Raw genomic sequence first — 23,731 nt, 5'->3', positions numbered from 1 at the left:
GGGTACGGGGGGTGAGTTCGACCAGGACCCGAACCCTCCTGTACAGTCCTTCTCGCAGCGCAACGCAGCAGAGGCGCCGCGAAACCTGGTCCTGTGGAGCAGTTTGGAGTGCTCGCCACCCTGTCAAGGTGGAGGCCGCGGGTTCAAATCCCGTCAGGACCGCACAAGGAAGAGGCCCGTCTCCCCCAGGGAGGCGGGCTTCACTCATGCCACCTGCCCGACCGTCCCCCCTCGCCCCCGTCGAGGCGGAGGCCGCGCCCGCGGCGAAGCCGCAATCAGACACAGCAAATCCCGTCAGGACCGCACAGAGGAGCGGCCCGCATCCAGCGACGGATGCGGGCCGTTCTCCTGCCCGGGGCCCTCTCGTGTCACCGTGCGCCGGAGGCTCGATCCTCGGCACCGTGCCCCTGATGCTCGCCTCCGACGACTGGAAGCCGCACGGGAGGGCCCTGTGTGTCTTGACGGCGTCACATTCCGCCGGTACCCAGAAAACAGGGCCCGGTTCTCCCTAGCGGCCCCGGAGGTGGCGTATGGCGGCATCGGTCAGGCACGAGACGCGGGCGCTGCTCAGGGCGCATCTGTCGGCGGCCTCGTCCTACGGGCATCTCACCCGGCACTGTCCGATCTGCCACCACCTGCTGCGGCTGGCGATGGACTCCGCCCCGCGGGGCACACAGGCCCCGCCGGAGACCGCGGAGGACGAGAAGCCTTCCAGGGCATGAGCACGGGGCAGGCATGTTCCATGTAGTGCACATGGGCCGGTGGCAACAAGCTCCCTCTCATGTGACGGGTGTCACCGCATGAGTTTTTGAAAGCGCGGTACTTACACGCCTCCTCCAACTGGTCAATTTAATATGTGCAATTGCACCTGACTCAGGGGCCGCCCACGGCGGATCCGACATCGCCCCCCAGACTCCGACAAGCCCGCTCACAGGGCCCCGCGCGGACGCCGCTCGGCGCACAAAAAAGATCGCGCTGGACCCGGCGGAGTCCAGCGCGATCGACGACGCACCCTGTGTCGCTTGCCTGAAAGTTCTGTTCGGCTTGGGCGTGGGGCCTGTTGGGGCAGGTCCCGCGTCGCTTGGAGCTAGGGTTTCGGGCGCCTGGGCCGGTTGGGGGAACCTGCCGTGTCGCCCGGTTGTTCAGTTGTTTCAGGCCTCGCTGCGCTGCTGCGGGATGCCCGCAAGCAGAGCGCGGACTTCGGCCTCGCGGTAGCGGCGGTGCCCGCCGAGCGTACGGATCGACGTGAGCTTGCCGGCCTTCGCCCACCGCGTGACCGTCTTCGGGTCCACACGGAACATGGTGGCGACCTCAGCCGGGGTCAGCAGCGGCTCGGCATCAGGGGTGCGAGCGGTCATGAGCGGCCTCCTCGGGAGAACCGAACCTTCTCGGTTCTTTCCTCTAAATTCTGCACCTTGACCCGCGTTGCCCGAAATGGCGGACGCGAGTCGAGTCGGTTATAGGACGAACGGCTTGTCCTCGGCACTACAACTACACCATCTGTCCAGCCGCGTCGGCCAAACCGATGGAATTGCCCTCCCAGGTGTTCATCAGCGACGGAAGCCGATGGACCATGCCATAGCGGACAGTCACGCCCCTGTGACGATCAGTCACAGGACGATCAGGAGTCACCAGACCCCCCAAAGCGTGCAATGCTGAGAATCCGCCCACACTGCAGCACAGTTGGACGGAAGGAGTCCTCCCTGGACTCCTTGTCCTATTTTGGCATGAGGACGGGCAAGTGGCGCAAGGGTGATGTACGTGCGGTCCGTCACCCTTGTAACGCCCTGGACACAAAAAGCCCGGATCAGGACCTACGTCCCGTCAGGTCACCGATGTGGCGTTGACCGTACGCTGTTTCACGCGGTTTAGGCCGTGACGTAGGTCACTCAATGTCCCGTCAGTTCGCCGAGCGCCGGTCCCGCACGGCCCGCCAGCGCTCCACGAGCCGCCCGTACGCCTCGCCGGCGGCGGACCCGTCACCGCGGCGCAGCGCGTCGATGCCCTCGGCCACCTCGGCCGCCGAGTGATCGCCCTCGAGCTCGCCGGCGGGCAGTACGTGCACCAGGCCGCCGTAGTCCAGCTCCACCAGCGAGCGCGGGTGGAACTCCTCCAGCCAGCGGCCGACGTCCACCAGGCCGTCGATCAGCGGCCCCTCCTCGATGGCGTCCTTCAGCGCGCGCAGCCCGCGCGCCACCCGCCGCCGGGCCTGCACCATGGGCGTGCGGTAGCGCAGCACGGGCGGCTCGCCACCCGGGGCCCCGGGGTCGCCGGAGGCCTTGACGTACTCCCGCTCCTCGTCGGAGACCAGGACGAACCAGTTCAGCGGCACCTGCCAGGTCGCGGTGCGGATCCAGGGGCGGGCGTCGGGGTTGCGGGCGAGCCAGCGCTCGTAGTCGCGGGTGGCCTGGTGGCGTACGACCGGGGGCAGCACCGCGTCCAGGACCGGCGGGGGCAGTTCCTCGGCCAGGTCGCCCAGGGCCTGCCAGCCGCGCAGCCGGGTGCGCCAGGGACAGACGCAGACCACGCCGTCGACGTCCAGCACGAAGGCGTCGCCGCTCTCGTGCACCGGCACGGGAATGGGCGGGGTGGGCAGCAGGTCGGCCAGGGAGCGACGGAGTTCGTCCTGGTAGGAGGGCCGGTCGGGCCGGCGGGCGTACCGCGCCCAGTGCTCGCGTTCCGGCTCGGGGAAGGCGGCCAGCGGCTCGTACACGCGCAGGTACGTCGCGTAGGGGACGGTAACCGAGGACACCTTGGGCACGCCTGCTCCCTCCCCAGCGGACCCGGCTCGAAACCCTCGCGGGTCCCGCACCGGACCCGCACGAGCCGTACTCGAACGGACTGGGGAAACCACTGCAAATCGTGCCACGTGGATGCGTGCGCTCAAGCCCTGGGAGGGTGATCCTGAACACTGCGCGGATGGCGTGCGGGCACAGGCTCTACGCTCATGCCACAGCCCCCGCCACCCTCCCCCACTGCCAAAAGCGTGGGGGGACCCCCATGGAGCTGGTCCCAGGACCACAGCCGCTACTCGCTTCAGGAGTCACCACCGTGACCGACGTAACCGGCGCACCTGCTGATGTACTGCACACCCTGTTCCACTCGGACCAGGGCGGTCATGAGCAAGTCGTGCTCTGCCAGGACCGCGCCAGCGGACTCAAGGCCGTCATCGCCATCCACTCCACCGCCCTGGGCCCCGCGCTCGGCGGTACGCGCTTCTACCCCTACGCGACCGAGGCGGAGGCCGTCGCCGACGCGCTCAACCTCGCGCGCGGGATGTCCTACAAGAACGCCATGGCCGGGCTCGGCCACGGCGGCGGCAAGGCCGTGATCATCGGGGACCCGGAGCGCGACAAGACCGAGGAGCTGCTGCTCGCCTACGGGAGGTTCGTGGCCTCGCTCGGCGGGCGGTACGTCACCGCGTGCGACGTCGGTACGTACGTCGCCGACATGGACGTCGTGGCGCGCGAGTGCCGCTGGACGACGGGCCGCTCCCCGGAGAACGGCGGCGCCGGCGACTCCTCCGTGCTCACGGCGTTCGGCGTCTACCAGGGCATGCGGGCCTCCGCCCAGCACCTGTGGGGCGACCCCTCGCTGCGTGGCCGGAAGGTCGGTATCGCCGGCGTGGGCAAGGTCGGGCACCACCTGGTGCGGCACCTGCGGGACGAGGGTGCCGAGGTGGTGATCACGGACGTGCGCGAGGAGGCGGTACGGCGCGTCCTCGACCAGCACGCCGAGGGTGTGGCGGCCGTGGCCGGCACCGACGCGCTGATCCGCGTCGAGGGGCTCGACATCTACGCCCCCTGCGCGCTCGGCGGGGCGCTGAACGACGACACCGTGCCGGTGCTGACCGCCCGGGTGGTGTGCGGCGCGGCCAACAACCAGCTCGCCCATCCGGGTGTGGAGAAGGACCTCGCCGACCGCGGGATCCTCTACGCGCCGGACTACGTGGTGAACGCCGGCGGGGTCATCCAGGTCGCTGACGAGCTGCACGGGTTCGACTTCGACCGGTGCAAGGCCAAGGCGGCGAAGATCTTCGACACCACGCTGGCCATATTCGCACGTGCGAAGGACGACGGCATTCCGCCTGCCGCCGCGGCCGACCGGATCGCCGAGCAGCGGATGGCCGAAGCCCGGGCCGAGGACTGTGTGCCACGCTGATCCACGGCCGGGCGCCGGCGCCCGATCGCACGCCTGAGCGGTACCCGTCGGCGGGAACTTGGAGAGAACTCTCACTTCCGTCGGCGGGTCGTCCTCGGATAAGTGGTTAAAATCGCCACTGACCAGCGAGGACAGGGCACCTCGAAGGTCCTGTGCACACGCGCGTACTGCGGGCGACGTACCGTATGGGCGCGGGCTCAGGTACCGTGGAAGCCCTACGGACCGGCCTCTCCGCGGAGAGTCCGTTCCAGATCATGAACGCGTGTCAGACTCTGGGGCCGTCGAGCCCCGTCGTTGAGGGGGTCGAGCCATGGGGCGCGGCCGGGCCAAGGCCAAGCAGACGAAGGTCGCCCGCCAGCTGAAGTACAACAGCGGTGGGACGGACCTCTCACGCCTGGCCGAGGAGCTGGGCGCATCGACGTCGAACCAGTCGCCGAACGGCGACCGCTTCGAGGACGATGAGCATGACGACGACGACCTGTACTCTCGCTACGCCGACCTCTACGAGGACGACGACGAGGAAGAGGACGACCAGTCCTCACAGCACCGTCGCGGAGCTTGACCTGTATTGAGCACTCACCCGGTCGGTGACTTCGGTCACCGACCGGGTTCTGTGCTGCCCGCAGGGCCTCAGCTCGCGTACTCCCCCACCAGGGCGGCGCCCGTTTCGTGCTCGCCCCGGTCGGTGATCTCGCCCGCCACCCAGGCGTCGACCCCGCGGTCGGCCAGGGTCGCGAGGGCGACGTCCGCCGACTCCCCGGGGACGACCGCGATCATGCCGACGCCCATGTTGAGGGTCTTCTCCAGCTCCAGGCGCTCGACGTCGCCGGTCTTCCCGACGAGGTCGAAGATCGCGCCCGGGGACCAGGTGGAGCGGTCGACGGTCGCGTGCAGCGCGTCCGGGATCACCCGGGCCAGGTTGGCGGCCAGCCCGCCGCCCGTGACGTGGCTGAAGGCGTGCACGTCGGTGGTGCGCGTGAGGGCCAGGCAGTCCAGGGAGTAGATCTTCGTCGGCTCCAGCAGCTCCTCGCCCAGGGTGCGGCCGAGCTCCTCGATCCGCGCGTCGAGCGAGAGGCCCGCGGTGTTCAGCAGGACGTGCCGGACCAGGGAGTACCCGTTCGAGTGAAGCCCGGAGGACGCCATGGCGATCACCGCGTCACCCGTACGGATACGATCCGCGCCCAGCAGCCGGTCGGCCTCCACGACGCCCGTACCGGCGCCGGCGACGTCGAAGTCGTCCTCGCCCAGCAGCCCGGGGTGTTCGGCCGTCTCGCCGCCCACCAGGGCGCAGCCGGCCAGCACACAGCCCTCCGCGATGCCCTTGACGATGGCGGCGACCCGCTCGGGGTGGACCTTGCCGACGCAGATGTAGTCGGTCATGAACAGCGGCTCGGCGCCGCACACCACGATGTCGTCCATGACCATGGCGACCAGGTCGTGGCCGATGGTGTCGTAGACGCCCATCCGACGCGCGATGTCGACCTTGGTGCCGACGCCGTCGGTGGCGGAGGCGAGAAGGGGTCGCTCGTAGCGCTTGAGGGCGGAGGCGTCGAAGAGCCCGGCGAAGCCGCCGAGGCCGCCGAGGACCTCGGGGCGCTGGGTCTTCTTCACCCACTCCTTCATCAGCTCTACCGCGCGGTCGCCCGCTTCGATGTCGACGCCCGCGCTCGCATAGCTGGCACCAGCGCCCGCGTGCGGAGCACGCTGATCAGAATCAGCAGAAGACATGACTTTGACAACTTTCGTGTCGTACCGCGTGAACAGCGGCGCCTACGGGCGGCGGATCGCGTCGGCTGCGGCCGTGGCGGCGGGCCCGGCGGCCAGCTCGGTCTCCAGCAGCTGCTTGCCGAGCAGCTCCGGGTCGGGGAGCTCCATCGGGTACTCGCCGTCGAAGCAGGCGCGGCACAGGTTCGGCTTGGCGATGGTGGTCGCCTCGATCATGCCGTCGATGGAGATGTACGCCAGGGAGTCGGCGCCCAGCGAGGTGCCGATCTCGTCGATGCTCATGCCGTTGGCGATGAGCTCGGCGCGGGTGGCGAAGTCGATGCCGAAGAAGCAGGGCCACTTCACCGGCGGCGAGGAGATCCGGATGTGGACCTCGGCGGCACCCGCCTCGCGCAGCATGCGCACCAGGGCCCGCTGGGTGTTGCCGCGCACGATGGAGTCGTCGACGACGACCAGGCGCTTGCCCTTGATGACTTCCTTCAGCGGGTTCAGCTTCAGGCGGATGCCGAGCTGGCGGATGGTCTGCGAGGGCTGGATGAAGGTCCGGCCGACGTAGGCGTTCTTCACCAGGCCCGCGCCGAAGGGGATGCCGGAGGCCTCGGCGTAGCCGATGGCGGCCGGGGTGCCGGACTCCGGGGTCGCTATGACGAGGTCGGCCTCGACGGGGGCTTCCTTCGCCAGGCGGCGGCCCATCTCGACGCGGGAGAGGTACACGTTCCGGCCGGCGATGTCGGTGTCCGGGCGGGCCAGGTACACGTACTCGAAGACGCAGCCCTTGGGCTTCGCTTCCGCGAATCGGGAGGTGCGCAGGCCGTTCTCGTCGATGGCCACGAACTCGCCGGGCTCGATCTCCCGGACGAAGCTGGCGCCGCAGATGTCGAGGGCGGCGGACTCGGAGGCGACCACCCAGCCGCGCTCCAGCCGGCCCAGCACCAGCGGGCGGATGCCCTGCGGGTCGCGGGCGGCGTAGAGGGTGTGCTCGTCCATGAAGACGAGGGAGAAGGCACCGCGCACCTTCGGCAGGACCGTGTGGGCGGCCTCCTCGATGGTCAGCGGCTTGCCGTCCTCGTCGACCTGGGCGGCCAGCAGGGCCGTGAGCAGGTCGGTGTCGTTGGTGGCCGCGACGCGGGTGGAGCGCCCGCCCGGGTCCTTCGGCAGGTCGGCGACCATCTCGGCGAGCTGCGCCGTGTTGACCAGGTTGCCGTTGTGGCCGAGCGCGATGGAACCGTGACCGGTGGCCCGGAACGTCGGCTGGGCGTTCTCCCACACGGAGGCGCCAGTGGTCGAGTAGCGGGCGTGTCCGACCGCGATGTGACCCTGGAGCGAACCGAGCGAGGTTTCGTCGAAGACCTGGGAGACCAGGCCCATGTCCTTGAAGACGAGGATCTGGGAGCCGTTGCTGACCGCGATTCCCGCGGATTCCTGACCCCGGTGCTGGAGGGCGTAGAGCCCGAAGTACGTGAGCTTTGCGACCTCTTCGCCCGGAGCCCAGACACCGAAGACGCCACACGCGTCCTGGGGGCCTTTCTCACCGGGGAGTAGATCGTGATTGAGTCGACCGTCACCACGTGGCACGTTTCCGAGTGTAGGCGAGGTCGACCACTGGTCCGAATTGGGGATACGCGCCGGTAACGGATCACTCGTCCGGTCCGACGATCATGCTCTGGCTGTTTGGCCTGCTCAGCGCGGCGTTTCGGGGACTTTGCCGCTCGCTCGACGGCCCGCCGGGAGGGCACGGCGGCCACTTTTCCAGGCTGTGAGTGAGGCGTCGCACATCAATCGGGTGCACGGGTCAGCCGCACCCGGTCGCCGTCGTGCGCGGTGAGCGTCAGCCGGTCGCCGTCGGTGACGGCGATGAGGGTGCCCGTGGTGAGGGTGCGGGCGAGGGTGTTCTCGAAGGCCATGCGCTCGCGTTCGCAGGCCATCCGGGTCGAGCGGGCGTCGCTCAGGCGGATCCGGTCGCCCCGGACGGTGGCCTTGGCGCTGAACTGGTTGCAGCCGTAGTTGCCCCGGGCGGTGCCGTTGTCGATCCGGACGTGCGCGGCGGCGGGGGCGCGGTGGGTGGCGCCGTCGGCGGTGACGCTGTCCACGCTCCAGTCGACACCGGTGACGGGCTCCTGGGCCGTGACCGAGCCGCTGCCCGCCCGCTCGCTGCCGCAGGCCACCGCGAGCGGGACGAGCACGGCGGCCGCTGTCAGGGTCATGCGCTGCTTGTGCCGGTACATGTCGATTCGACGGGGTTCGCGGGTGCTCGGTTCCGTGGACCGCCCGGTTCGGCCTCAGGACATCAGCGGCAGCAGCCCCTGGAGATCGGCCCGCTCCCCGCTCGCGCTGACCTTGGCCTCCGCGAGGGCGTCCGTCCAGGCCAGCCGCCCGGTCGCCAGCCGGACCCAGGTCAGCGGGTCGGTCTCGACGACGTTGGGCGGGGTGCCACGGGTGTGCCGGGGCCCCTCGACGCACTGGACGACGGCGTACGGCGGGATCCGCACCTCGGTGGAGCCACCGGGTGCCTTGACGGCCAGCGCGTCGGCGAGGAGCCGGGTGCAGGCGGCAAGGGCCTGGCGGTCGTACGGGATGCCGAGGCCGGGCACGGCGGCGTTCAGGTCGTCGGTGTGTACGACCAGCTCGACGGTGCGGGTGACGAGGTAGTCGGCGAGGTTCATGGCGCCGGTGCGCGTGGCGAGGAGGCGGGCGCCGGGGGCGGTGGCCAGGCGCTCGGTGAGGCGTTCCTCGGTGCGGGCGTAGAGGGCGTCGAGGTCGGGGTTGGCCTTCGCCAGCTCCCGGGTGCCGTCGTCGATGTCGGCGGCCCGTACGGCGGTGGCGAACGGCCACTCCAGCAGGGTCAGCTCCGCCTTGGCCGGCTCCTCCCGGTCGAGGTTCCGGCTGACGGTCTCCACGGCCATGGTGACGTGCGCGCCCAGGTCCCGGACCGTCCACTGGCCGAGCCGGGTGGGCAGCGCGAGCTGCTCGGGGGTGAGGGTGCGGACGGCCTGTCGTACGTTCCCGAACTGGGCGAGCACGGCGGTGCGGATCTTGGCGGGATCGTAGCTGCGGGTGCGATTCTTGGCCGGAGGCATGGAGATCAGCCTAGCCAGGCGGGCTGCGAGGCCTGCGCGGGCACCTCGAAGGCCTCGCGGTTGCGGGGGACGCCGATGCCGTGCCAGGTGAAGGGGATGCCGCGGGCGGTGTCTGGGTCCGGGCCGTCCATCAGCTGGAAGTGCAGGTGCGGTTCGGTCGAGTTGCCCGAGTTGCCGCAGCGGGCGAGCACCTGCCCGGCGCACACCCGGTCGCCCTCGCGGACGGTGAGTGAGCCGCGCCGCAGATGGGCGTAGAGGGCGTAGCTGCCGCCGCCGAGGTCGAGGACGAGGTGGTTGCCGACGATCCGCTTGGCGCCGAGCAGGTCACGCACGGATCCCTCGATGAGCATCAGGTACAGCAGTGCGGGCAGTGACGTACGGCTCAGGTGGTCGCGCTGCCGGTCGGCGGCCCGTACGACGGTGCCGTCGGCCACCGCGAGGAGCGGGGCGCCGAACGCGGGGAAGGCGGCGTTGCGGCGAGCGAGCGGCCACAGTGGGCTGAACCCGGGGCGGGCGCCCGGCTGGGGCTCGGCGACGACGTCGATGGCGAACGTCTGGCCGTAGGCGTGCGTGCCGTGGCTGGGGGTGCGGTCGGCCGGGCTGTTCTGCGCGGTCCAGCGGCCGGTCACGGGCGGGGCGACCTCGACGGGTTCCCGGGCCACGCGGGGGCTGTCCGGGGCACCGCCCCAGCGGCCGGCCATGATGACCAGGGTGCAGGCGAGGACGATCGGCAGGAAGTTCCACCACCACGGATACCCAAGGTCCAGGGACAGGTGGGCGATCACCAGGCCGAGGAAGGTCAGCTGCAGACCCCGGTAGGCGATCCTGGTCGGTTTGCGTCCGGTCATGTTCCCCCTCTTGGTATCGGCTCCGGCCTGGTCAGGGCCGGGCCACGGACAGTGCGACGAGCAGCGGCACCACCCGCCCCGCCGGGACCTCGTACCGGCCCCGGCCGGTCGTGTGGAGCCAGCCCGCGCCGGTCAGTTGGCGCAGGTGGTGGTAGATCTGGCCGGTCGTGCCCACCTCGTCCGACTCGGCCAGCTCGGCCGCGGTGCGCCGGCCGCCGAGAATCTCGCGGAGCAGCCGCAGCCGGACCGGGTGACCGAGCGCGGCGAACACCTCGGCGTCCGGGGCCCAGTCACCGTCCAGCAGCCCCTCGGCCGCCGTGCCGTGCTGCCACTCGTAGTACTCGCCGGTCGGTAGCCGTACAGCGCCCGTGAACAGCACGCCCCCGTCGGCCGCTCCCAGCTCGGCCAGCTGTTCCTTCAGGCCGTCCAGGGCCCAGAAGTCCCCCTCGACGAGGCAGGGCGCGCTGCGCTGCGCGTTCTCCAGCGCCGCCAGCCGGCGTTCCAGGTCGGCGACGCGTTGCTCAAGTTCCACAACCAGAGATTACGTAACTACGTAATCTCATTGCAAGGGCATGTCCGGTTGCACGACGAAGCCCCCGGCCCGGCGGACCGGGCGGGGGCTTCATGGACTTCGTGGTGCGGAACTCAGGCGAGCAGCGCCGGAATGGTCTCCTCGTGGATCTTCCGCAGCTCCTCCAGGGTGAGCGCGAACTCGCCCTGGACGTCCACGCAGTCACCGTCCACGACACCGATGCGGGTGGCCGGGAGTCCACGCGCACCGCACATGTCGTTGAAGCGGACCTCCTCCGAGCGCGGTACCGCGACGATCGCGCGGCCCGCCGACTCGGAGAAGAGGAAGGTGAAGGCGTCCAGACCGTCGGGGACGATCAGGCGCGCGCCCTTGCCGCCGAGCAGCGCCGACTCCACGACCGCCTGGATCAGACCGCCGTCGGACAGGTCGTGCGCGGAGTCGATCATGCCGTCGCGGGATGCGGAGATCAGGATCTCGGCGAGGAGGCGTTCACGCTCCAGGTCGACCTTCGGGGGCAGGCCGCCGAGGTGGTCGTGGATCACCTGCGACCAGGCCGAGCCGCCGAACTCCGCACGCGTGTCGCCGAGGAGGTAGAGCAGCTGGCCCTCCTCCTGGAAGGCGACCGGCGTGCGGCGGGCTACGTCGTCGATGACGCCCAGGACCGCGACGACCGGCGTGGGGTGGATGGCCGCCTCGCCCGTCTGGTTGTAGAGCGAGACGTTGCCGCCGGTCACCGGGGTGCCCAGCTGCTGACAGGCGTCCGCGAGACCCCGTACCGCCTCCGCGAACTGCCACATCACCGCCGGGTCCTCCGGCGAGCCGAAGTTCAGGCAGTCGGAGACGGCAAGGGGCTTGGCGCCGGTCGTCGCCACGTTGCGGTAGGCCTCGGCGAGGGCCAGCTGCGCGCCCGCGTACGGGTCGAGCTTGGCGTACCGGCCGTTGCCGTCGGTCGCGATCGCGACGCCGAGGCCGGTCTCCTCGTCGACGCGGATCATGCCGGAGTCCTCGGGCTGGGCGAGGACGGTGTTGCCCTGCACGAAGTGGTCGTACTGCGAGGTGATCCACTTCTTGGAGGCCTGGTTGGGGGAGCCGACCAGCTTCAGGACCTGGGCCTTCAGCTCGTCGCTCGACGCCGGCCGCGGCAGCTTGTTCGCGTCGTCGGCCTGGAGCTCGTCCTGCCAGGACGGGCGGGCGTACGGGCGCTCGTAGACCGGGCCCTCGTGCGCGACCGTGCGCGGGTCGACATCGACGATCTTGCCGCCGTGCCAGTAGATCTCCAGGCGGTCGCCGTCGGTCACCTCACCGATGACGGTGGCGATGACGTCCCACTTCTCGCAGATTTCCAGGAACCGGTCGACCTTCTCCGGCTCCACCACCGCGCACATGCGCTCCTGCGACTCGCTCATGAGGATCTCCTCAGGAGAGAGCGTCGAGTCGCGCAGGGGTACGTCGTCCAGCGTCACGCGCATGCCGCCGGAGCCGTTGGAGGCCAGCTCGGACGTGGCACAGGACAGACCGGCCGCGCCCAGGTCCTGGATGCCGACGACCAGCTTCTCCTTGAAGGCCTCCAGGGTGCACTCGATGAGGAGCTTCTCCTGGAAGGGGTCGCCGACCTGGACGGCCGGGCGCTTGGAGGGCTTGGCGTCGTCGAAGGTCTCCGAGGCGAGGATGGAGGCGCCGCCGATTCCGTCGCCGCCGGTCCGGGCGCCGTACAGGATGACCTTGTTGCCCGCGCCGGACGCCTTGGCGAGGTGGATGTCCTCGTGCCGCATCACGCCGATGGCTCCGGCGTTGACCAGCGGGTTTCCCTGGTAGCAGGCGTCGAAGACGACCTCGCCGCCGATATTGGGCAGGCCCAGGCAGTTGCCGTAGCCGCCGATACCGGCGACCACGCCGGGCAGGACGCGCTTGGTGTCGGGGTGGTCCGCCGCGCCGAAGCGCAGGGGGTCGACCACGGCGACCGGGCGCGCGCCCATCGCGATGATGTCGCGCACGATGCCGCCGACACCCGTGGCCGCGCCCTGGTAGGGCTCGACGTAGGAGGGGTGGTTGTGCGACTCGACCTTGAAGGTGACCGCGTAGCCCTGGCCGACGTCGACGACACCGGCGTTCTCGCCGATGCCGACGAGGAGGGCGTCGGACTGGGGGGCCTTCTCGCCGAACTGGCGCAGGTGCACCTTGGAGGACTTGTACGAGCAGTGCTCGGACCACATCACCGAGTACATGGCGAGCTCGGCGCCGGTCGGGCGGCGGCCCAGGATCTCCACGATCCGCTCGTACTCGTCCTTCTTCAGGCCGAGTTCGGCCCAGGGCAGCTCGACGTCGGGGGTCCCGGCCGCGTGCTCGACCGTGTCCAGAGGCGTCCGGCTCATGCGTTGACCAGCTTCTTGAGGATCGAGGTGAAGAACGGGAGGCCGTCGGTACGGCCGCTGCCGATCAGCGGCTCGACGGCGTGCTCGGGGTGCGGCATGAGGCCGACGACGTTGCCCGCCTCGTTGGTGATGCCCGCGATGTCCCGGAGCGAGCCGTTGGGGTTGAAGTCGAGGTAGCGGAACGCGACCCGGCCCTCGGCCTCCAGCCTGTCGAGCGTGTACTCGTCGGCGACGTACCGGCCGTCCATGTTCTTCAGCGGGATGTGGATCTCCTGGCCCGCGCGGTAGTCGCTGGTCCAGGAGGTCGCGGCGTTCTCCACCCGCAGTTTCTGGTCGCGGCAGATGAAGTGCAGGTGGTCATTGCCGAGCATCGCGCCGGGCAGCAGGTGGGCCTCGGTGAGGATCTGGAAGCCGTTGCAGATGCCGAGCACCGGCAGACCGGCCTTCGCCTGCTCGATGAGCGGCTCCATCACCGGCGAGAAGCGCGCGATGGCGCCGGCGCGCAGATAGTCGCCGTAGGAGAAACCGCCGCACAGCACCACGGCGTCGACCTGCTTCAGGTCCTTGTCCTTGTGCCAGAGGGCGACCGGCTCGGCCCCGGCGAGGCGGATGGCCCGCTGGGTGTCCCGGTCGTCAAGGCTGCCCGGGAAAGTGACGACGCCAATACGAGCGGTCACTTCGCGGCCTCCGCGACATCCGCCACCTTGCCGTCCACCCGAACGGTGAAGTCCTCGATCACGGTGTTGGCGAGGAAGGATTCGGCAAGATCGTGAATGCGGGCGAGCGCGGCGTCGTCGACCGGCCCGTCAACTTCCAGTTCGAATCGCTTTCCCTGACGTACGTCGGAGATGCCTTCGAAACCCAGGCGCGGCAGTGCGCGCTGCACCGCCTGGCCCTGGGGGTCGAGGATCTCCGGCTTGAGCATGACGTCGACTACGACGCGTGCCACTGGCACTCCCGGTGTGTGGTGCTGAGCAGGTTCCTTCAGACTACCCGCACCAAATTTCTACGCGGGTAGAGTTGTAGGAACCTACGTGAGCGGCATCACGATACGGTGTCGGACCTGGGCCACCGTGAAAAGTTCTGGGAAAGTTCCGGGATCCGCCCCGCGGAGACTATTGCGCCAGGACACGCGGACGGATTTAGTCGGGCTTCACTTTGCATTGCCGGGCACTGTACAAATGAATTGGCAATAGCCGATACTTTGCCCAATAACAGGCGGACAGTCGACATCTCCGGGACGTCTTGGCACGTCATCACCGGCGAGGTGTCGCACGAAGGGACCGATATTCGTGGCGCAGAAGGTCGTGGTCACTCTCTTTGACGACATCGACGGCTCGGAAGCGGCGGAAACGATCGCCTTCGGACTCGACGGCAAGTCGTACGAGATCGACCTGAACCAAGCCAATGCCAAGAAACTGCGTAAGGCCCTCGAGCCGTACGTGGCGGCCGGCCGCAAGCGGTCGAGGTCGGGCAAGGCGTACCGCCAGACGGAGGTCGCCCCCGATCCCGCGGCGGTCCGCGCCTGGGCGCAGGCGCACAAGATGGACGTGCCCGCGCGCGGTCGCATCCCCAAGAAGGTCTACGAGGCGTTCAGCGCGGCACAGTGACGCCCGCGAGGGGTGGTCCTCAGGGCCCGTCAGCAGGCCCTGAGGACAGCCGACTTGTCCGGGTGGAGTCCCCCGGGGACAACCGACTTGCGCTACCCCCCTGCTGATCAGCTAATGTCTGGAGCACGCCGAGGGGCGAGGCCGAAAGGCCCGGGCCCACGGAGTACATGCGGGTGTAGTTCAGTAGCAGAACATCCCCCTTCCAGGGGGAAGGCGCAGTGTGCAATTCCTGTCACCCGCTCTGCACCGCCGGTCCCGACCACTGAAGTGGATCAGGTAGGCTGGTGCTCGCACCGATCGGTGGGAGCCGGTCGGGAGCAGTGCGGACGTAGCTCAGTTGGTAGAGCGCAACCTTGCCAAGGTTGAGGTCGCGAGTTCGAGCCTCGTCGTCCGCTCCAGAGAGAAGCCCCGGTCCATGCGGCCGGGGTTTTTTCGTACGCCCCCTCCGCGAGCGTCCGCCTGACATTTGTCATGCCGAGTGATGACACCACGCACTGCTGCCCGCCCCCGCCCGCAGGGACGCTGAAGGCATGAACAACGACGAGCACGAACACGTGATTGAGGTCACAGACCTCCGGCGTGTGTACGGGGGCGAGTTCGAGGCGGTGCGCGGAATCAGCTTCTCCGTCGGCCGCGGGGAGGTCTTCGCGCTGCTCGGCACCAACGGCGCGGGCAAGACCTCGACGGTCGAGCTCCTGGAAGGGCTCGCGGCGCCGGCGGGCGGCCGGGTGCGCGTCCTCGGCCACGACCCCTACCTGGAGCGGGCCGCCGTACGCCCGCGCACCGGTGTGATGCTCCAGGAGGGTGGTTTTCCCTCCGAGCTGACGGTCGCCGAGACCGCGCGGATGTGGGCGGGGTGCACCAGCGGGGCCCGGCCCGAGGGGGAGGCGCTGGCGCTGGCCGGGCTGGCCGGGAAGGCCGGCGTGCGGGTCAAGCAGCTGTCCGGGGGTGAGCGGCGGCGGCTGGACCTGGCGCTCGCGCTGCTCGGCGAGCCCGAGGTGCTGTTCCTCGACGAGCCGACGACCGGCCTGGACGTCCAAGGGCGCCGGGACACCTGGGAGTTGGTGCGAACGCTGCGCGACACCGGCATGACCGTGCTGCTGACCACGCACTACCTGGAGGAGGCCGAGGGCCTCGCCGACCGGCTCGCCATCCTGCACGAGGGGCGCATCGCGGCCGCCGGGACACCCGCCGAGGTCACCGCCGGCCGGCCCTCGCGGATCTCCTTCGACCTGGCCGAAGGCTACTTCCTCGGGGACCTGCCGCCGCTCGCCGAACTCGGGGTGTGCGGGCACGAGGCCGACGGCAGGACCGTACGGCTGCGCACCCGCGAGTTGCAGCGCACCGCCACCGCGCTGCTGGTGTGGGCCGAGCGGGCCGGGGTGGAGCTGCGCCGGCTGGATGTGCGGCCCGCCTCGCTGGAGGAGGCGTTCCTGGGGATCGCACGGATGGAGGTCCGCCCGGTCGAACGAAGCCGGGAGTGGGGGAAGGAGGTGGCCACATGAGCAGCCTCGTGCTCCCCGGCGCCGCCCGGCGGCTGCGTGCCCTGGCCCGGGCCGAGCTCACCCTGCTCGGCCGCAACCGGAGTGCCGTGGTCACCGCGCTGCTCGTGCCGCTCACGCTCCCGTTCAGCGTGCAGCCCGCCGCCGGTCAGCTGGACCTCGAGGCCCACGGGCTGTCCGTGGGCGCGGTGATGATCACGGCCGCGATCGGCTTCTCCTTCCTGTTCGCCGTGTACACGTCCCTGGTGAGCGCCTTCGTCGCCCGCCGCGAGGAACTGGTCCTCAAACGGCTGCGCACCGGCGAACTCGGCGACGCCGAGATCCTCGTCGGCACAGCCCTGCCCGCCGTGTGCGTCGGCCTCGCCCAGTCGCTGGTACTGGCCGCGGGCTGCGCGGTGCTGCTCGACACCGGGACACCCCAGGCGCCGTACCTGAGCGTCCTGGGGCTCGCGCTGGGCCTGGTGCTGTCCGCCGCGCTCGCGGCCCTGACCGCCTCCTTCACCAGGACCCCCGAGAGCGCACAGGTCACCGCGCTGCCCCTGGTGTTCGTCTCCATGGTCGGCTCGGGCATCACGATCCCCACGGAGGTCATGCCCGACCGCCTCGCCTCCGTCTGCGGACTCCTCCCGCTCTCCCCGGCCATCCGGCTGGTCCGCGCCGGCTGGACCGGCGACCTGAGCGCGTATCAGGCACTTGGCGCCCTGGCGACCGCGCTGGCCTGGACCGCCCTGGCGGTGTTTGCTGTACGGCGGTGGTTCCGGTGGGAACCGCGGCGGTGACGTACGGGGGTGTGCGGGGATGAGCCGGGCGGGCGGCTGGTGGCGGCGCAAGAGCACGCCGGCGAAGGTCGAGACGTACACGCGCTGGTCGCTGCACCTCTTCAGCGTGATCGAGGTCGCGGTGATCGGGCTGCCGGTGGTCGGACAGGTGCGCACGGGCATCGCGGGCTGGTTGACGGCCATGGTCGCCGTGCACGCGGTGACCGGCTGCGTGACCGCCTCCCGGGCACTGGACTGGACCCGCGGCCGGCGCGCGCAGCCGGTGCGGCTGCTGTGGGTACTCGGCGCGCTCACCTTCGTGCTGGCGGTCGCCGCGCTCGGGCTCATGAAGTACGGGCCCGGGGGCCAGGCCATGGACGCCGCCGTCGGCACGGTCTTCGGGGGGATCCTGACCTTCGGCGCGGGCACCATGGCACTGGGCGTGCGCAGCCGGCGGCGGGTGTTCGCGGTCGTGTCCGGATTCGCGTTCGGCGCGGGCATCGTGTCGTTCCCGTTCGGTGCGCCCTGGACGGGCGTGCTGGTCGTGACGCTCGTGGTGTTCATCGGCGCCGGCTTCCTCGCCTCCACCTGCCTGTTCTCGGTCTGGCTGCTCAACGCCGTCTACGAACTCGACGAGGCCCGCGAGACCCGCGCCCGGCTCGCCGTCGCCGAGGAGCGGCTGCGGTTCGGGCGCGACCTGCACGACGTCCTCGGGCGGAACCTCTCCGTGATCTCCCTCAAGAGCGAACTGGCCGTGCAACTGGCCCGGCGCGGGCGGCCCGAGGCCGTTGAGCAGATGATCGAGGTGCAGCGCATCGCGCAGGAGTCCCAGCGCGAGGTGCGCGACGTCGTACGCGGCTACCGGGGGGCCGACCTCGGGGTCGAACTCGTCGGCGCGCAGGGCGTGTTGACGGCCGCGGGGATCGGCTGCGAGGTCACCGGCACTGCCGACGGACTGCCCGCCGACGTGCAGTCCGCGCTCGGCTGGGTGGTGCGGGAGGCGACCACCAACGTACTGCGGCACGGGGACGCCGGGCGGTGTGCCGTGGTACTTCGGGTACTGGAGGGGCATGTGGTTCTGACGGTCGAGAACGACGGGGTCGCGGGCCCGGGTGGAAGTGGCGGCTCGGGCCTCGCCGGGCTGCGGGAACGGCTGGCGGCGGTGGGCGGGACGCTTCAGGCGGGGGTCGTCGGGGAGGACGGGTTCCGTTTGGTGGCGGAGGTGCCGTTGCGCTCTCGAGTGGCCAGTGAGGTCGCGTCGTGACGTCTCCGGTACGGCTGTTGCTCGCCGACGACGAGCATCTGATCCGGGGGGCGCTGGCCGCGCTGCTCTCCCTGGAGGACGATCTCCTGGTGGTGGCGGAGGCCGCGACCGGTCCGGAGGCGCTGGCGATGGCGCGGGCCCACGCGCCCGACGTCGCCGTCCTGGATCTCCAGATGCCGGGCGCGGACGGTGTGAAGGTCGCCACAGCCCTGCGCGCCGAACTGCCCGGCTGCCAGGTACTGATCGTCACCGGTCACGGGCGGCCCGGGCATCTGAAACGGGCCCTTGCGGCGGGAGTGCGCGGTTTCGTCCCGAAGACGGTCAGCGCACAGCGGCTCGCGGAGATCATCCGTACCGTCCACGCCGGGAACCGCTACGTCGACCCGGAATTGGCCGCCGACGCGATCTCCGCCGGGGACTCGCCGCTGACCGCCCGGGAGGCGGAGGTGCTGGAGCTGGCCGCCGACGGGGCGCCGGTCGCGGAGATCGCCGAGCGGGCCGCGCTGTCACCGGGGACCGTGCGGAACTACCTCTCCTCGGCCGTGACCAAGCTGGGGGCTGAGAACCGGCATACCGCGGTACGTCTCGCTCGGGAGCGAGGTTGGGTATAGTTGCTCTCGCGCCACGGCGCAACGCGGACGTAGCTCAGTTGGTAGAGCGCAACCTTGCCAAGGTTGAGGTCGCGAGTTCGAGCCTCGTCGTCCGCTCCAGTTCCGAAGGCCCCGGTCAAGCGACCGGGGCCTTCGTCGTGGGTTCAGCTCCAGCTGACGCCCGTCAGGCGCTCGTACGCCTCCACGTACTTCGCCCGGGTCGCCTCGACGACGTGCTCGGGCAGCGCCGGCGGGGGCTGCTCGCTCCTGCGGTCCCAGCCGGACTCGGCAGAGGTCAGCCAGTCGCGGACGAACTGCTTGTCGTACGACGGCTGCGCACGGCCCGGCTGCCACTGGTCGGCCGGCCAGAAGCGGGAGGAGTCCGGGGTGAGGACCTCGTCGGCGAGGACGAGCGTGTCTGCGTCGAAGCCGAACTCGAACTTCGTGTCGGCCAGGATGATCCCCCGGTCGCGGGCGATGTCCCGGCCACGGGTGTAGACGGCGAGGGTGGCCTGGCGCAGCCGGGCGGCGGTGTCCGCGCCGACCTGGCGGGCGACCTCCTCGTAGGAGACGTTCTCGTCGTGCTCACCGACCTCGGCCTTGGTGGCCGGGGTGAAGATCGGAGCGGGCAGCTCGGAGCCGTCGACGAGACCTTCGGGGAGGGCGAGGCCGCAGACCGTACGGGACTCCTGGTACTCGGCGAGGCCCGAGCCGGTGAGGTAGCCGCGGGCCACGCACTCGACCGGGACCATGGTCAGGGACTTGCAGACCAGCGTGCGGCCCTGCCAGTCGGCGGGGGCACCGGCGGGCAGCTCGGTGCTGAGGACGTGGCTCGGGACCAGGTCGGCGAGCTGGTCGAACCACCACAGGGAGAGCTGGGTGAGGACGCGGCCCTTGTCGGGGATCTCGGTCGGCAGCACCCAGTCGTAGGCGGAGATGCGGTCGCTGGCGACCATCACGAGGTCGCCCGCCTCGTTCTGGTACAGCTCGCGCACCTTGCCGGTGTGCAGATGCACCAGACCCGGAACCTGGAGCGGCTCGGGCTTTTCGACGAATCCGGACACGGTTCCTCCCCGTGGTTCTGTCCTATGGCTTGATTGTCCCGTATGGAACACCGGCCACGGACGGCGGGGCAGTCGCCCTCGCGCGCGGCTGTCAGTCGCGTTTGCAGATGCGGTCCAGCAGGTTGGCGGTGGCCCGCTGGATACGGGGGTCCACATGGCCGGGGCGGTCCAGGGCCGGGGACCAGGCGAAGGTGCCGGAGGCGAACACCAGGGCGCCGGAGGGGGCGCGGTAGAGGGAGGTCTCCTGGTGGCGCAGGACGCCGTCACCGTCGGTGTACGGGGAGTGGGCGAGCAGGATGCGTTCCTCGTGCTCGGGGAGCGGGGTGCGCGGGAAGTAGCGGTCGGCCTCGCCCGCGACCAGGCCCTCGATCTCGTCGCCCTCGCGCGCGCCCGTCGCCTCCCACAGCCAGTGGGAGGCGTTGCGCACGACCAAGGGATGCGGTTCGGGGACGCGTCCCGCGTACTGGATGCCGACCAGCTGCTGTTCGGGGCGGTCGATCTCCCGCCAGAGCGCCGACCGGCCCGGACCCTTGCGTTTGCGGCAGGTCAGGAGACGGTCGGGGATGCCGGAGGCGGACGGGGCCAGCTCGACCTGCCAGTACATGGTGTTGGCGGAGAGGAAGACGAGCGAGGTGCCGTTCTCCCGGGCCAGCTCCACGGTGCGGCGCATCTGTGTCGACCAGTACTCGTCGTGGCCGGGGAAGACCAGGCCCCGGTAGCGGGCGGGGTCGACGCGGCCGGCGTGCAGGTCGCGGGCGTCGGCGTAGGCGAGGCCGTAGCCGTAGCGCTCGGCCCAGCGGATGAAGTCGTAGGCGTGGCCGACGTGCAGCGGCAGGCCCGCGCCCGCGTACGGGCGGTCGAAGGACACCGTGGTCGCCGCGTCGGCCTCCCCCAGCAGACGGCCCTTGTCGTCCCAGGCGTGGTAGAGGCTGGCGCCGGTACGGCCGTCCTCCGGGTAGAGGTTGTAGGCCTGCCAGGTGATGTCGGGCAGCAGCAGGAGCAGGTCCGCGGGGTGGTTGTCCCGGACGGTGAACGGCACGTGGGAGCGGTAGCCGTCGGCCGTGGTGAGCACCGCGACGTACGCGCCGATGTTCCAGTACGACGGGACCTGCAGGCGCCAGGACAGCCACCAGTGGTGGCAGGAGACCGTGCGGTCGGCGGTCAGCGGCGGGGGCTGGACGATGCCGGAGAGGCGGGGGCTGGTGGTGATCTTCGCCGCGCCGTCGCCGCCGTAGTGGCCGATGCGGTAGATGTCGACGCTGAACTGCTGGGGCGGGTCGACGGTGATGTGGAAGTCGAGGGCCTCGCCGGGCGCGACCGCGCCGGTGGAGGTGAAGCCCTTGATCTGGCGGTGCACGTCGTCGGCGGATCGGGGGCCGGAGCCGCGGGGGGCGGGGACGCGCGGGGTGTCCCTGCCGGTGCCGGTGCCCGTGCCGGTCGTGTGGGTGTGCTGCTGGGTGGTGTCCACGTACCACGGGACGACGTGCCCGGTGTCGTCGAAGTAGGTCTCGCTGCCGCGCAGCCAGGGGACCGGGCCCTGCCCGAAGGGGTCCGTGACGGCGTGCGCGAGTGCTCCCGACTCCCAGCGGCGGATCTGGTCCGAAGCCATGGCCGCTCCCCTCCCTCGTGCCCCCGTGGTCTCGGCTTGTCCTGCCCGGCCCGGTGTTGCCTGGGCGGCTCGGTCTGCCTGTCGTATGTCGTACGCGCTTGCCATGTGCGTGGTCGGTCCCAGCACATCACATTCTGCACGCGTGCGGTCACTATTCGTTGTGAATTGACCTGAACTGGAAGAGCTTGCTCCGCTACGGTGCTCAAAGTCGCCGGTCAGACCAGGCGTACCGGCTTCTCCGGACGTATGCCCGACTCCACCAGCCAGGCCCGCAGCGGGGCCGGGTCCCCCTCCTCTATGAGGCTGAGCACCCGGGAGGAGAGGTCGGCGGCTCTCTCGCCGTTGACGAGCAGCGAGGGGCCGTCGAGCCAGTCCAGCCCCGGGCTCGCGCCCGCCGTGTCCACCGCGGCGCAGCACACCATCGCCGTGACGTGGTCGGCGAGCAGTTCACGGGCGGTGCGCGGGGGCTGTAGGGGGAACAGGGGCAGCGCGCCGTCGTCCCACCGGGCCGTGTCGGGACCCTGGCCGGCGGCACCGCCCGGGCCGGTCGAGGGGGCCGGACCGCCCGCCCCGGCGGCCTCCTCGCGGGCCACCTCGGCACTGAGCCTGGCGGCGAGCGTGGCGCTCCGCTCGTTCAGGGGGTCACCGGCGTCCATGGGCGCGTCGGCGAACGGGTCGGGGGCGGGGGCGGTGCCGGGGGCGGGCCGCTCGGGGCGGTCGGCGTCGGGGGCTGTGGACTCGCCGCGGTCTGCCTCGGGATTCTGGCGGTTGCGGCGGTCCGTCTCGGCGTGGAGCTCTCCGGGGCCGGCGGTGTCGGGGGCCGGCCGCCCGGGACCGGCCGTGGCGGAGCCGGTCCCCTCGCGGGCGTCCGCCTCGGCGGTCGCTTGCTCGGAGTCGTCCGTCTCCGGTTGGGCGCCGACCGCCTCACGGGCGTCCGGGACGCCGCTTGCGCGCTCGGCCACCTCAGGCTCGGCCCCCATCCACCCGGGGCCCTCCTTGTGAGGCGCTGCCCGCCCAGGCTCGGGGCCGTCTGTTTCCGCGGCAGCCCGGTTCCGGCCAGCCGTATCGGTGCCATCCATCTGGGTGCCGGCCATCTGGGTGCCGGCCCGCTCGCAGCCGTCCGTCTCGGCGTCCGTCCAGCCGCGGCGGTCGTCCATCTCCGCGGACGCCTGCTGACGGCCGTCCGTCTGGGCGGCAGCCCCCTGGTAGCCGTCCGTCCCGGGGGCGTCCTCGGCGTGACCGTCCCCGTCGATGCGCGAGGCGCTGGTGGCCGGTGCCGACGACAGGTGGTCCAGTACGCGGGACAGGGTGGGGCCGTAGGGGGCGGCGGGTGCGGGAGCGGGGCGGACGCCCAGGGAGTCCAGGACCCGGTGGAGGCGGGCCGCGTCGGTGCGCCATTTGCGGTCGACGACCTCCTCCGGGTACTCCTGCCAGTCCACCGGGGACCAGTCGGGGCCCGCCTCGGCGGGGCCGCCGTGGAAGAGGCGGGCGGCGAGCAGCGAGGCGGCCTCGTCCACCGCTCCGGGCTCCTCGAGCAGGTCGCAGGCGGGACGCTCACCCAGCCGGGAGGCGAAGCCCTCGGCCAGGCGGTCGCGCCGGGACAGCTCGGTGAGCGCCGCGACGACGCCCGCGTCCAGCCGGGAGGGCCAGCGGCCCATCCGCCAGGCGGGCAGCGCGACCCGGGTCAGCAGCCGGTCCCAGCCCGCGTACGCCAGGCCCACCTGCTCCTGGGCGACGATCCGCAGCCCGTAATCCACAGCCTGTGCACGCTCGGCGGCCGCGGCGGCCACACCCCGCTCCATCTCGGCCGCGTGCCCGCGGCAACCGCGCAGCAGCAGCCGGGCCACCCAGCCGACGCCGCCGAGCACCGTGCGCGAAAGCGGGCCGCGGCCGGGCGCCGAGGTCACGGCCACCGCCGCGTCCAGGCCCCGTACGAAGCGGCGGGCGGCCGCTATGTCCGGGTGCGCCGAGGGTCCCGTACCGGCGACGACGGGGGCGAGGACCGCCCGCAGCTCGCCGACCCGCATCCACCACAGGAACGGGGAGCCGATGACGAGGACGGGCGCGGCGGCCGTGCGGCGATGGTGGCGCCGCCCCGGGCCCGCCAGCTCGTCGGCGGACGCGCGCGGCGGCGGGCCGTGCGCCGGGTGGGTGCGGTCCTCCAGCCAGCTGTCGCAGTCCGGTGTGAGCGCTATCGCGGACGGCACCGGCACGTCGAGGCGGTCGGCGAGGTCGCGCACCATGCGGTACAGGTCCGGCGCGGAGCCCTCGGAGATCGGCACCGTGGGGCTCATCGCGGGGCGGGCGCGGGCGACGACCAGGCCGATGCCGGCGGCGACCAGCAGCACCACCAGCGCCAGCGCGCTCACGACCCAGCGGGCGACGTCCCAGCCCGAGCCGGCGAGGTGGCCACTGGAACCACCCGCCAGCAGGATCACGGCAGCCGCTGCGGGCAACACGGCGACGGCCAGCGCCCGGCCGCGTACCCGCAGCACGGCGAGGGCCCGGGAACGCGCGGCCTGCGCGCCCGCCTCCACACCGATACCGGTCATGACCGGACACCCCCTCCCTGCTGTCCTCGCGCTGTCCTGGCGTTGCTCACTCCCCCACTGTGGCACC

22 protein-coding genes and 4 tRNA genes are annotated in these 23,731 nt (G+C 71.2%); 12 read left to right on the top strand and 14 right to left on the bottom strand.

The window, feature by feature from the left end; all coding sequences use genetic code 11:
• Nucleotides 1-87: 87 nt before the first annotated feature.
• Nucleotides 88-162 (top strand) — tRNA-Asp (locus ACIBBH_RS13315).
• Nucleotides 163-530: 368 nt separating this feature from the next.
• On the top strand, nt 531-722 hold the full coding sequence (locus ACIBBH_RS13310) for a DUF6274 family protein (protein WP_399404351.1): 192 nt from the start codon (nt 531-533) through the stop codon (nt 720-722).
• 429 nt (nt 723-1,151) lie between these two features.
• Here ACIBBH_RS13310 and bldC read toward each other — a convergent pair whose 3' ends face one another.
• Together bldC and ACIBBH_RS13300 are read right to left on the bottom strand one after the other, a co-directional pair.
• Complete coding sequence (gene bldC / locus ACIBBH_RS13305; protein ID WP_003949541.1) at nt 1,152-1,358, bottom strand: developmental transcriptional regulator BldC; 207 nt, start codon at nt 1,356-1,358, stop codon at nt 1,152-1,154.
• A 542-nt stretch (nt 1,359-1,900) separates the two neighbouring features.
• Entirely contained in the window at nt 1,901-2,761 is an 861-nt protein-coding gene (locus tag ACIBBH_RS13300; protein ID WP_399404350.1) for a hypothetical protein, read from the bottom strand.
• A 290-nt stretch (nt 2,762-3,051) separates the two neighbouring features.
• On the opposite strand from ACIBBH_RS13300, the gene ACIBBH_RS13295 reads away from it, so the two are divergent.
• Together ACIBBH_RS13295 and ACIBBH_RS13290 are read left to right on the top strand one after the other, a co-directional pair.
• A complete protein-coding gene (locus ACIBBH_RS13295) occupies nt 3,052-4,161 on the top strand; it encodes a Leu/Phe/Val dehydrogenase (RefSeq protein ID WP_399404349.1) in 1,110 nt (369 codons plus the stop codon).
• 310 nt (nt 4,162-4,471) lie between these two features.
• The gene (locus ACIBBH_RS13290; RefSeq protein WP_399404348.1) at nt 4,472-4,723 is read left to right on the top strand and encodes a DUF3073 domain-containing protein; all 252 of its coding nucleotides are present in this window, start codon (nt 4,472-4,474) and stop codon (nt 4,721-4,723) included.
• A 68-nt stretch (nt 4,724-4,791) separates the two neighbouring features.
• Here the strand turns inward: ACIBBH_RS13290 and purM are convergent, their stop codons facing one another.
• From purM to purS, 9 genes are all read right to left on the bottom strand, one after another.
• Nucleotides 4,792-5,889: a phosphoribosylformylglycinamidine cyclo-ligase gene (gene purM / locus ACIBBH_RS13285; RefSeq protein WP_399404347.1), complete on the bottom strand. Its 1,098-nt coding sequence runs from the start codon at nt 5,887-5,889 to the stop codon at nt 4,792-4,794.
• Between the two features lie 42 nt (nt 5,890-5,931).
• Nucleotides 5,932-7,461: an amidophosphoribosyltransferase gene (gene purF, locus ACIBBH_RS13280; RefSeq protein ID WP_399404346.1), complete on the bottom strand. Its 1,530-nt coding sequence runs from the start codon at nt 7,459-7,461 to the stop codon at nt 5,932-5,934.
• 200 nt (nt 7,462-7,661) lie between these two features.
• Nucleotides 7,662-8,090 (bottom strand): META domain-containing protein, encoded by a 429-nt coding sequence (locus ACIBBH_RS13275; RefSeq protein WP_399404345.1) that lies wholly within the window; start codon nt 8,088-8,090, stop codon nt 7,662-7,664.
• A gap of 75 nt (nt 8,091-8,165) precedes the next feature.
• Nucleotides 8,166-8,963, bottom strand: coding sequence for a sterol carrier family protein (locus ACIBBH_RS13270; RefSeq protein ID WP_399404344.1), 798 nt, complete (start codon nt 8,961-8,963; stop codon nt 8,166-8,168).
• A 5-nt stretch (nt 8,964-8,968) separates the two neighbouring features.
• A complete protein-coding gene (locus tag ACIBBH_RS13265) occupies nt 8,969-9,811 on the bottom strand; it encodes a M23 family metallopeptidase (RefSeq protein WP_399404343.1) in 843 nt (280 codons plus the stop codon).
• Nucleotides 9,812-9,842: 31 nt separating this feature from the next.
• On the bottom strand, nt 9,843-10,343 hold the full coding sequence (locus ACIBBH_RS13260) for an ArsR/SmtB family transcription factor (protein ID WP_399404342.1): 501 nt from the start codon (nt 10,341-10,343) through the stop codon (nt 9,843-9,845).
• Nucleotides 10,344-10,456: 113 nt separating this feature from the next.
• A complete protein-coding gene (gene purL / locus ACIBBH_RS13255) occupies nt 10,457-12,715 on the bottom strand; it encodes a phosphoribosylformylglycinamidine synthase subunit PurL (protein ID WP_399404341.1) in 2,259 nt (752 codons plus the stop codon).
• Nucleotides 12,712-13,392 carry a phosphoribosylformylglycinamidine synthase subunit PurQ gene (gene purQ / locus ACIBBH_RS13250; protein WP_399404340.1) on the bottom strand — a complete coding sequence of 227 codons (681 nt, stop codon included), beginning with the start codon at nt 13,390-13,392 and terminating at the stop codon, nt 12,712-12,714. The genes purL and purQ overlap by 4 nt, the downstream gene beginning before the upstream one ends.
• A complete protein-coding gene (gene purS, locus ACIBBH_RS13245) occupies nt 13,389-13,664 on the bottom strand; it encodes a phosphoribosylformylglycinamidine synthase subunit PurS (protein WP_399404339.1) in 276 nt (91 codons plus the stop codon). Before purS ends, purQ begins: the two co-directional genes overlap by 4 nt.
• 343 nt (nt 13,665-14,007) lie before the next feature.
• On the opposite strand from purS, the gene ACIBBH_RS13240 reads away from it, so the two are divergent.
• The 8 genes from ACIBBH_RS13240 (at nt 14,008) to ACIBBH_RS13205 (ending at nt 18,559) form a co-directional block, all read left to right on the top strand.
• Nucleotides 14,008-14,325, top strand: coding sequence for an Lsr2 family protein (locus ACIBBH_RS13240; RefSeq protein WP_399404338.1), 318 nt, complete (start codon nt 14,008-14,010; stop codon nt 14,323-14,325).
• A 169-nt stretch (nt 14,326-14,494) separates the two neighbouring features.
• A tRNA-Gly gene (locus ACIBBH_RS13235) sits at nt 14,495-14,566 on the top strand.
• Between the two features lie 81 nt (nt 14,567-14,647).
• Nucleotides 14,648-14,723, top strand: a tRNA-Gly gene (locus ACIBBH_RS13230).
• Between the two features lie 132 nt (nt 14,724-14,855).
• Nucleotides 14,856-15,830: an ABC transporter ATP-binding protein gene (locus ACIBBH_RS13225; protein WP_399404337.1), complete on the top strand. Its 975-nt coding sequence runs from the start codon at nt 14,856-14,858 to the stop codon at nt 15,828-15,830.
• The gene (locus tag ACIBBH_RS13220) at nt 15,827-16,606 is read left to right on the top strand and encodes an ABC transporter permease (RefSeq protein WP_399404336.1); all 780 of its coding nucleotides are present in this window, start codon (nt 15,827-15,829) and stop codon (nt 16,604-16,606) included. The genes ACIBBH_RS13225 and ACIBBH_RS13220 overlap by 4 nt, the downstream gene beginning before the upstream one ends.
• 19 nt (nt 16,607-16,625) lie before the next feature.
• The gene (locus ACIBBH_RS13215; protein WP_399404335.1) at nt 16,626-17,849 is read left to right on the top strand and encodes a sensor histidine kinase; all 1,224 of its coding nucleotides are present in this window, start codon (nt 16,626-16,628) and stop codon (nt 17,847-17,849) included.
• Nucleotides 17,846-18,460 carry a response regulator gene (locus ACIBBH_RS13210; RefSeq protein WP_399404334.1) on the top strand — a complete coding sequence of 205 codons (615 nt, stop codon included), beginning with the start codon at nt 17,846-17,848 and terminating at the stop codon, nt 18,458-18,460. Before ACIBBH_RS13215 ends, ACIBBH_RS13210 begins: the two co-directional genes overlap by 4 nt.
• Before the next feature lie 23 nt (nt 18,461-18,483).
• A tRNA-Gly gene (locus ACIBBH_RS13205) sits at nt 18,484-18,559 on the top strand.
• Nucleotides 18,560-18,603: 44 nt separating this feature from the next.
• Here ACIBBH_RS13205 and ACIBBH_RS13200 read toward each other — a convergent pair.
• From ACIBBH_RS13200 to ACIBBH_RS13190, 3 genes are all read right to left on the bottom strand, one after another.
• Nucleotides 18,604-19,503 (bottom strand): phosphoribosylaminoimidazolesuccinocarboxamide synthase, encoded by a 900-nt coding sequence (locus tag ACIBBH_RS13200; protein WP_399404333.1) that lies wholly within the window; start codon nt 19,501-19,503, stop codon nt 18,604-18,606.
• A gap of 91 nt (nt 19,504-19,594) precedes the next feature.
• A complete protein-coding gene (locus ACIBBH_RS13195) occupies nt 19,595-21,112 on the bottom strand; it encodes a N,N-dimethylformamidase beta subunit family domain-containing protein (RefSeq protein WP_399404332.1) in 1,518 nt (505 codons plus the stop codon).
• A gap of 215 nt (nt 21,113-21,327) precedes the next feature.
• Nucleotides 21,328-23,664: a hypothetical protein gene (locus ACIBBH_RS13190; protein ID WP_399404331.1), complete on the bottom strand. Its 2,337-nt coding sequence runs from the start codon at nt 23,662-23,664 to the stop codon at nt 21,328-21,330.
• Nucleotides 23,665-23,731 lie beyond the last annotated feature (67 nt).

It is taken from the genome of Streptomyces sp. NPDC051636 (assembly GCF_044453765.1).
Lineage (GTDB): Bacteria > Actinomycetota > Actinomycetes > Streptomycetales > Streptomycetaceae > Streptomyces.
Note: the sequence above shows the minus strand (reverse complement) of the source record. Positions and strands in the feature narration are given on the sequence as shown.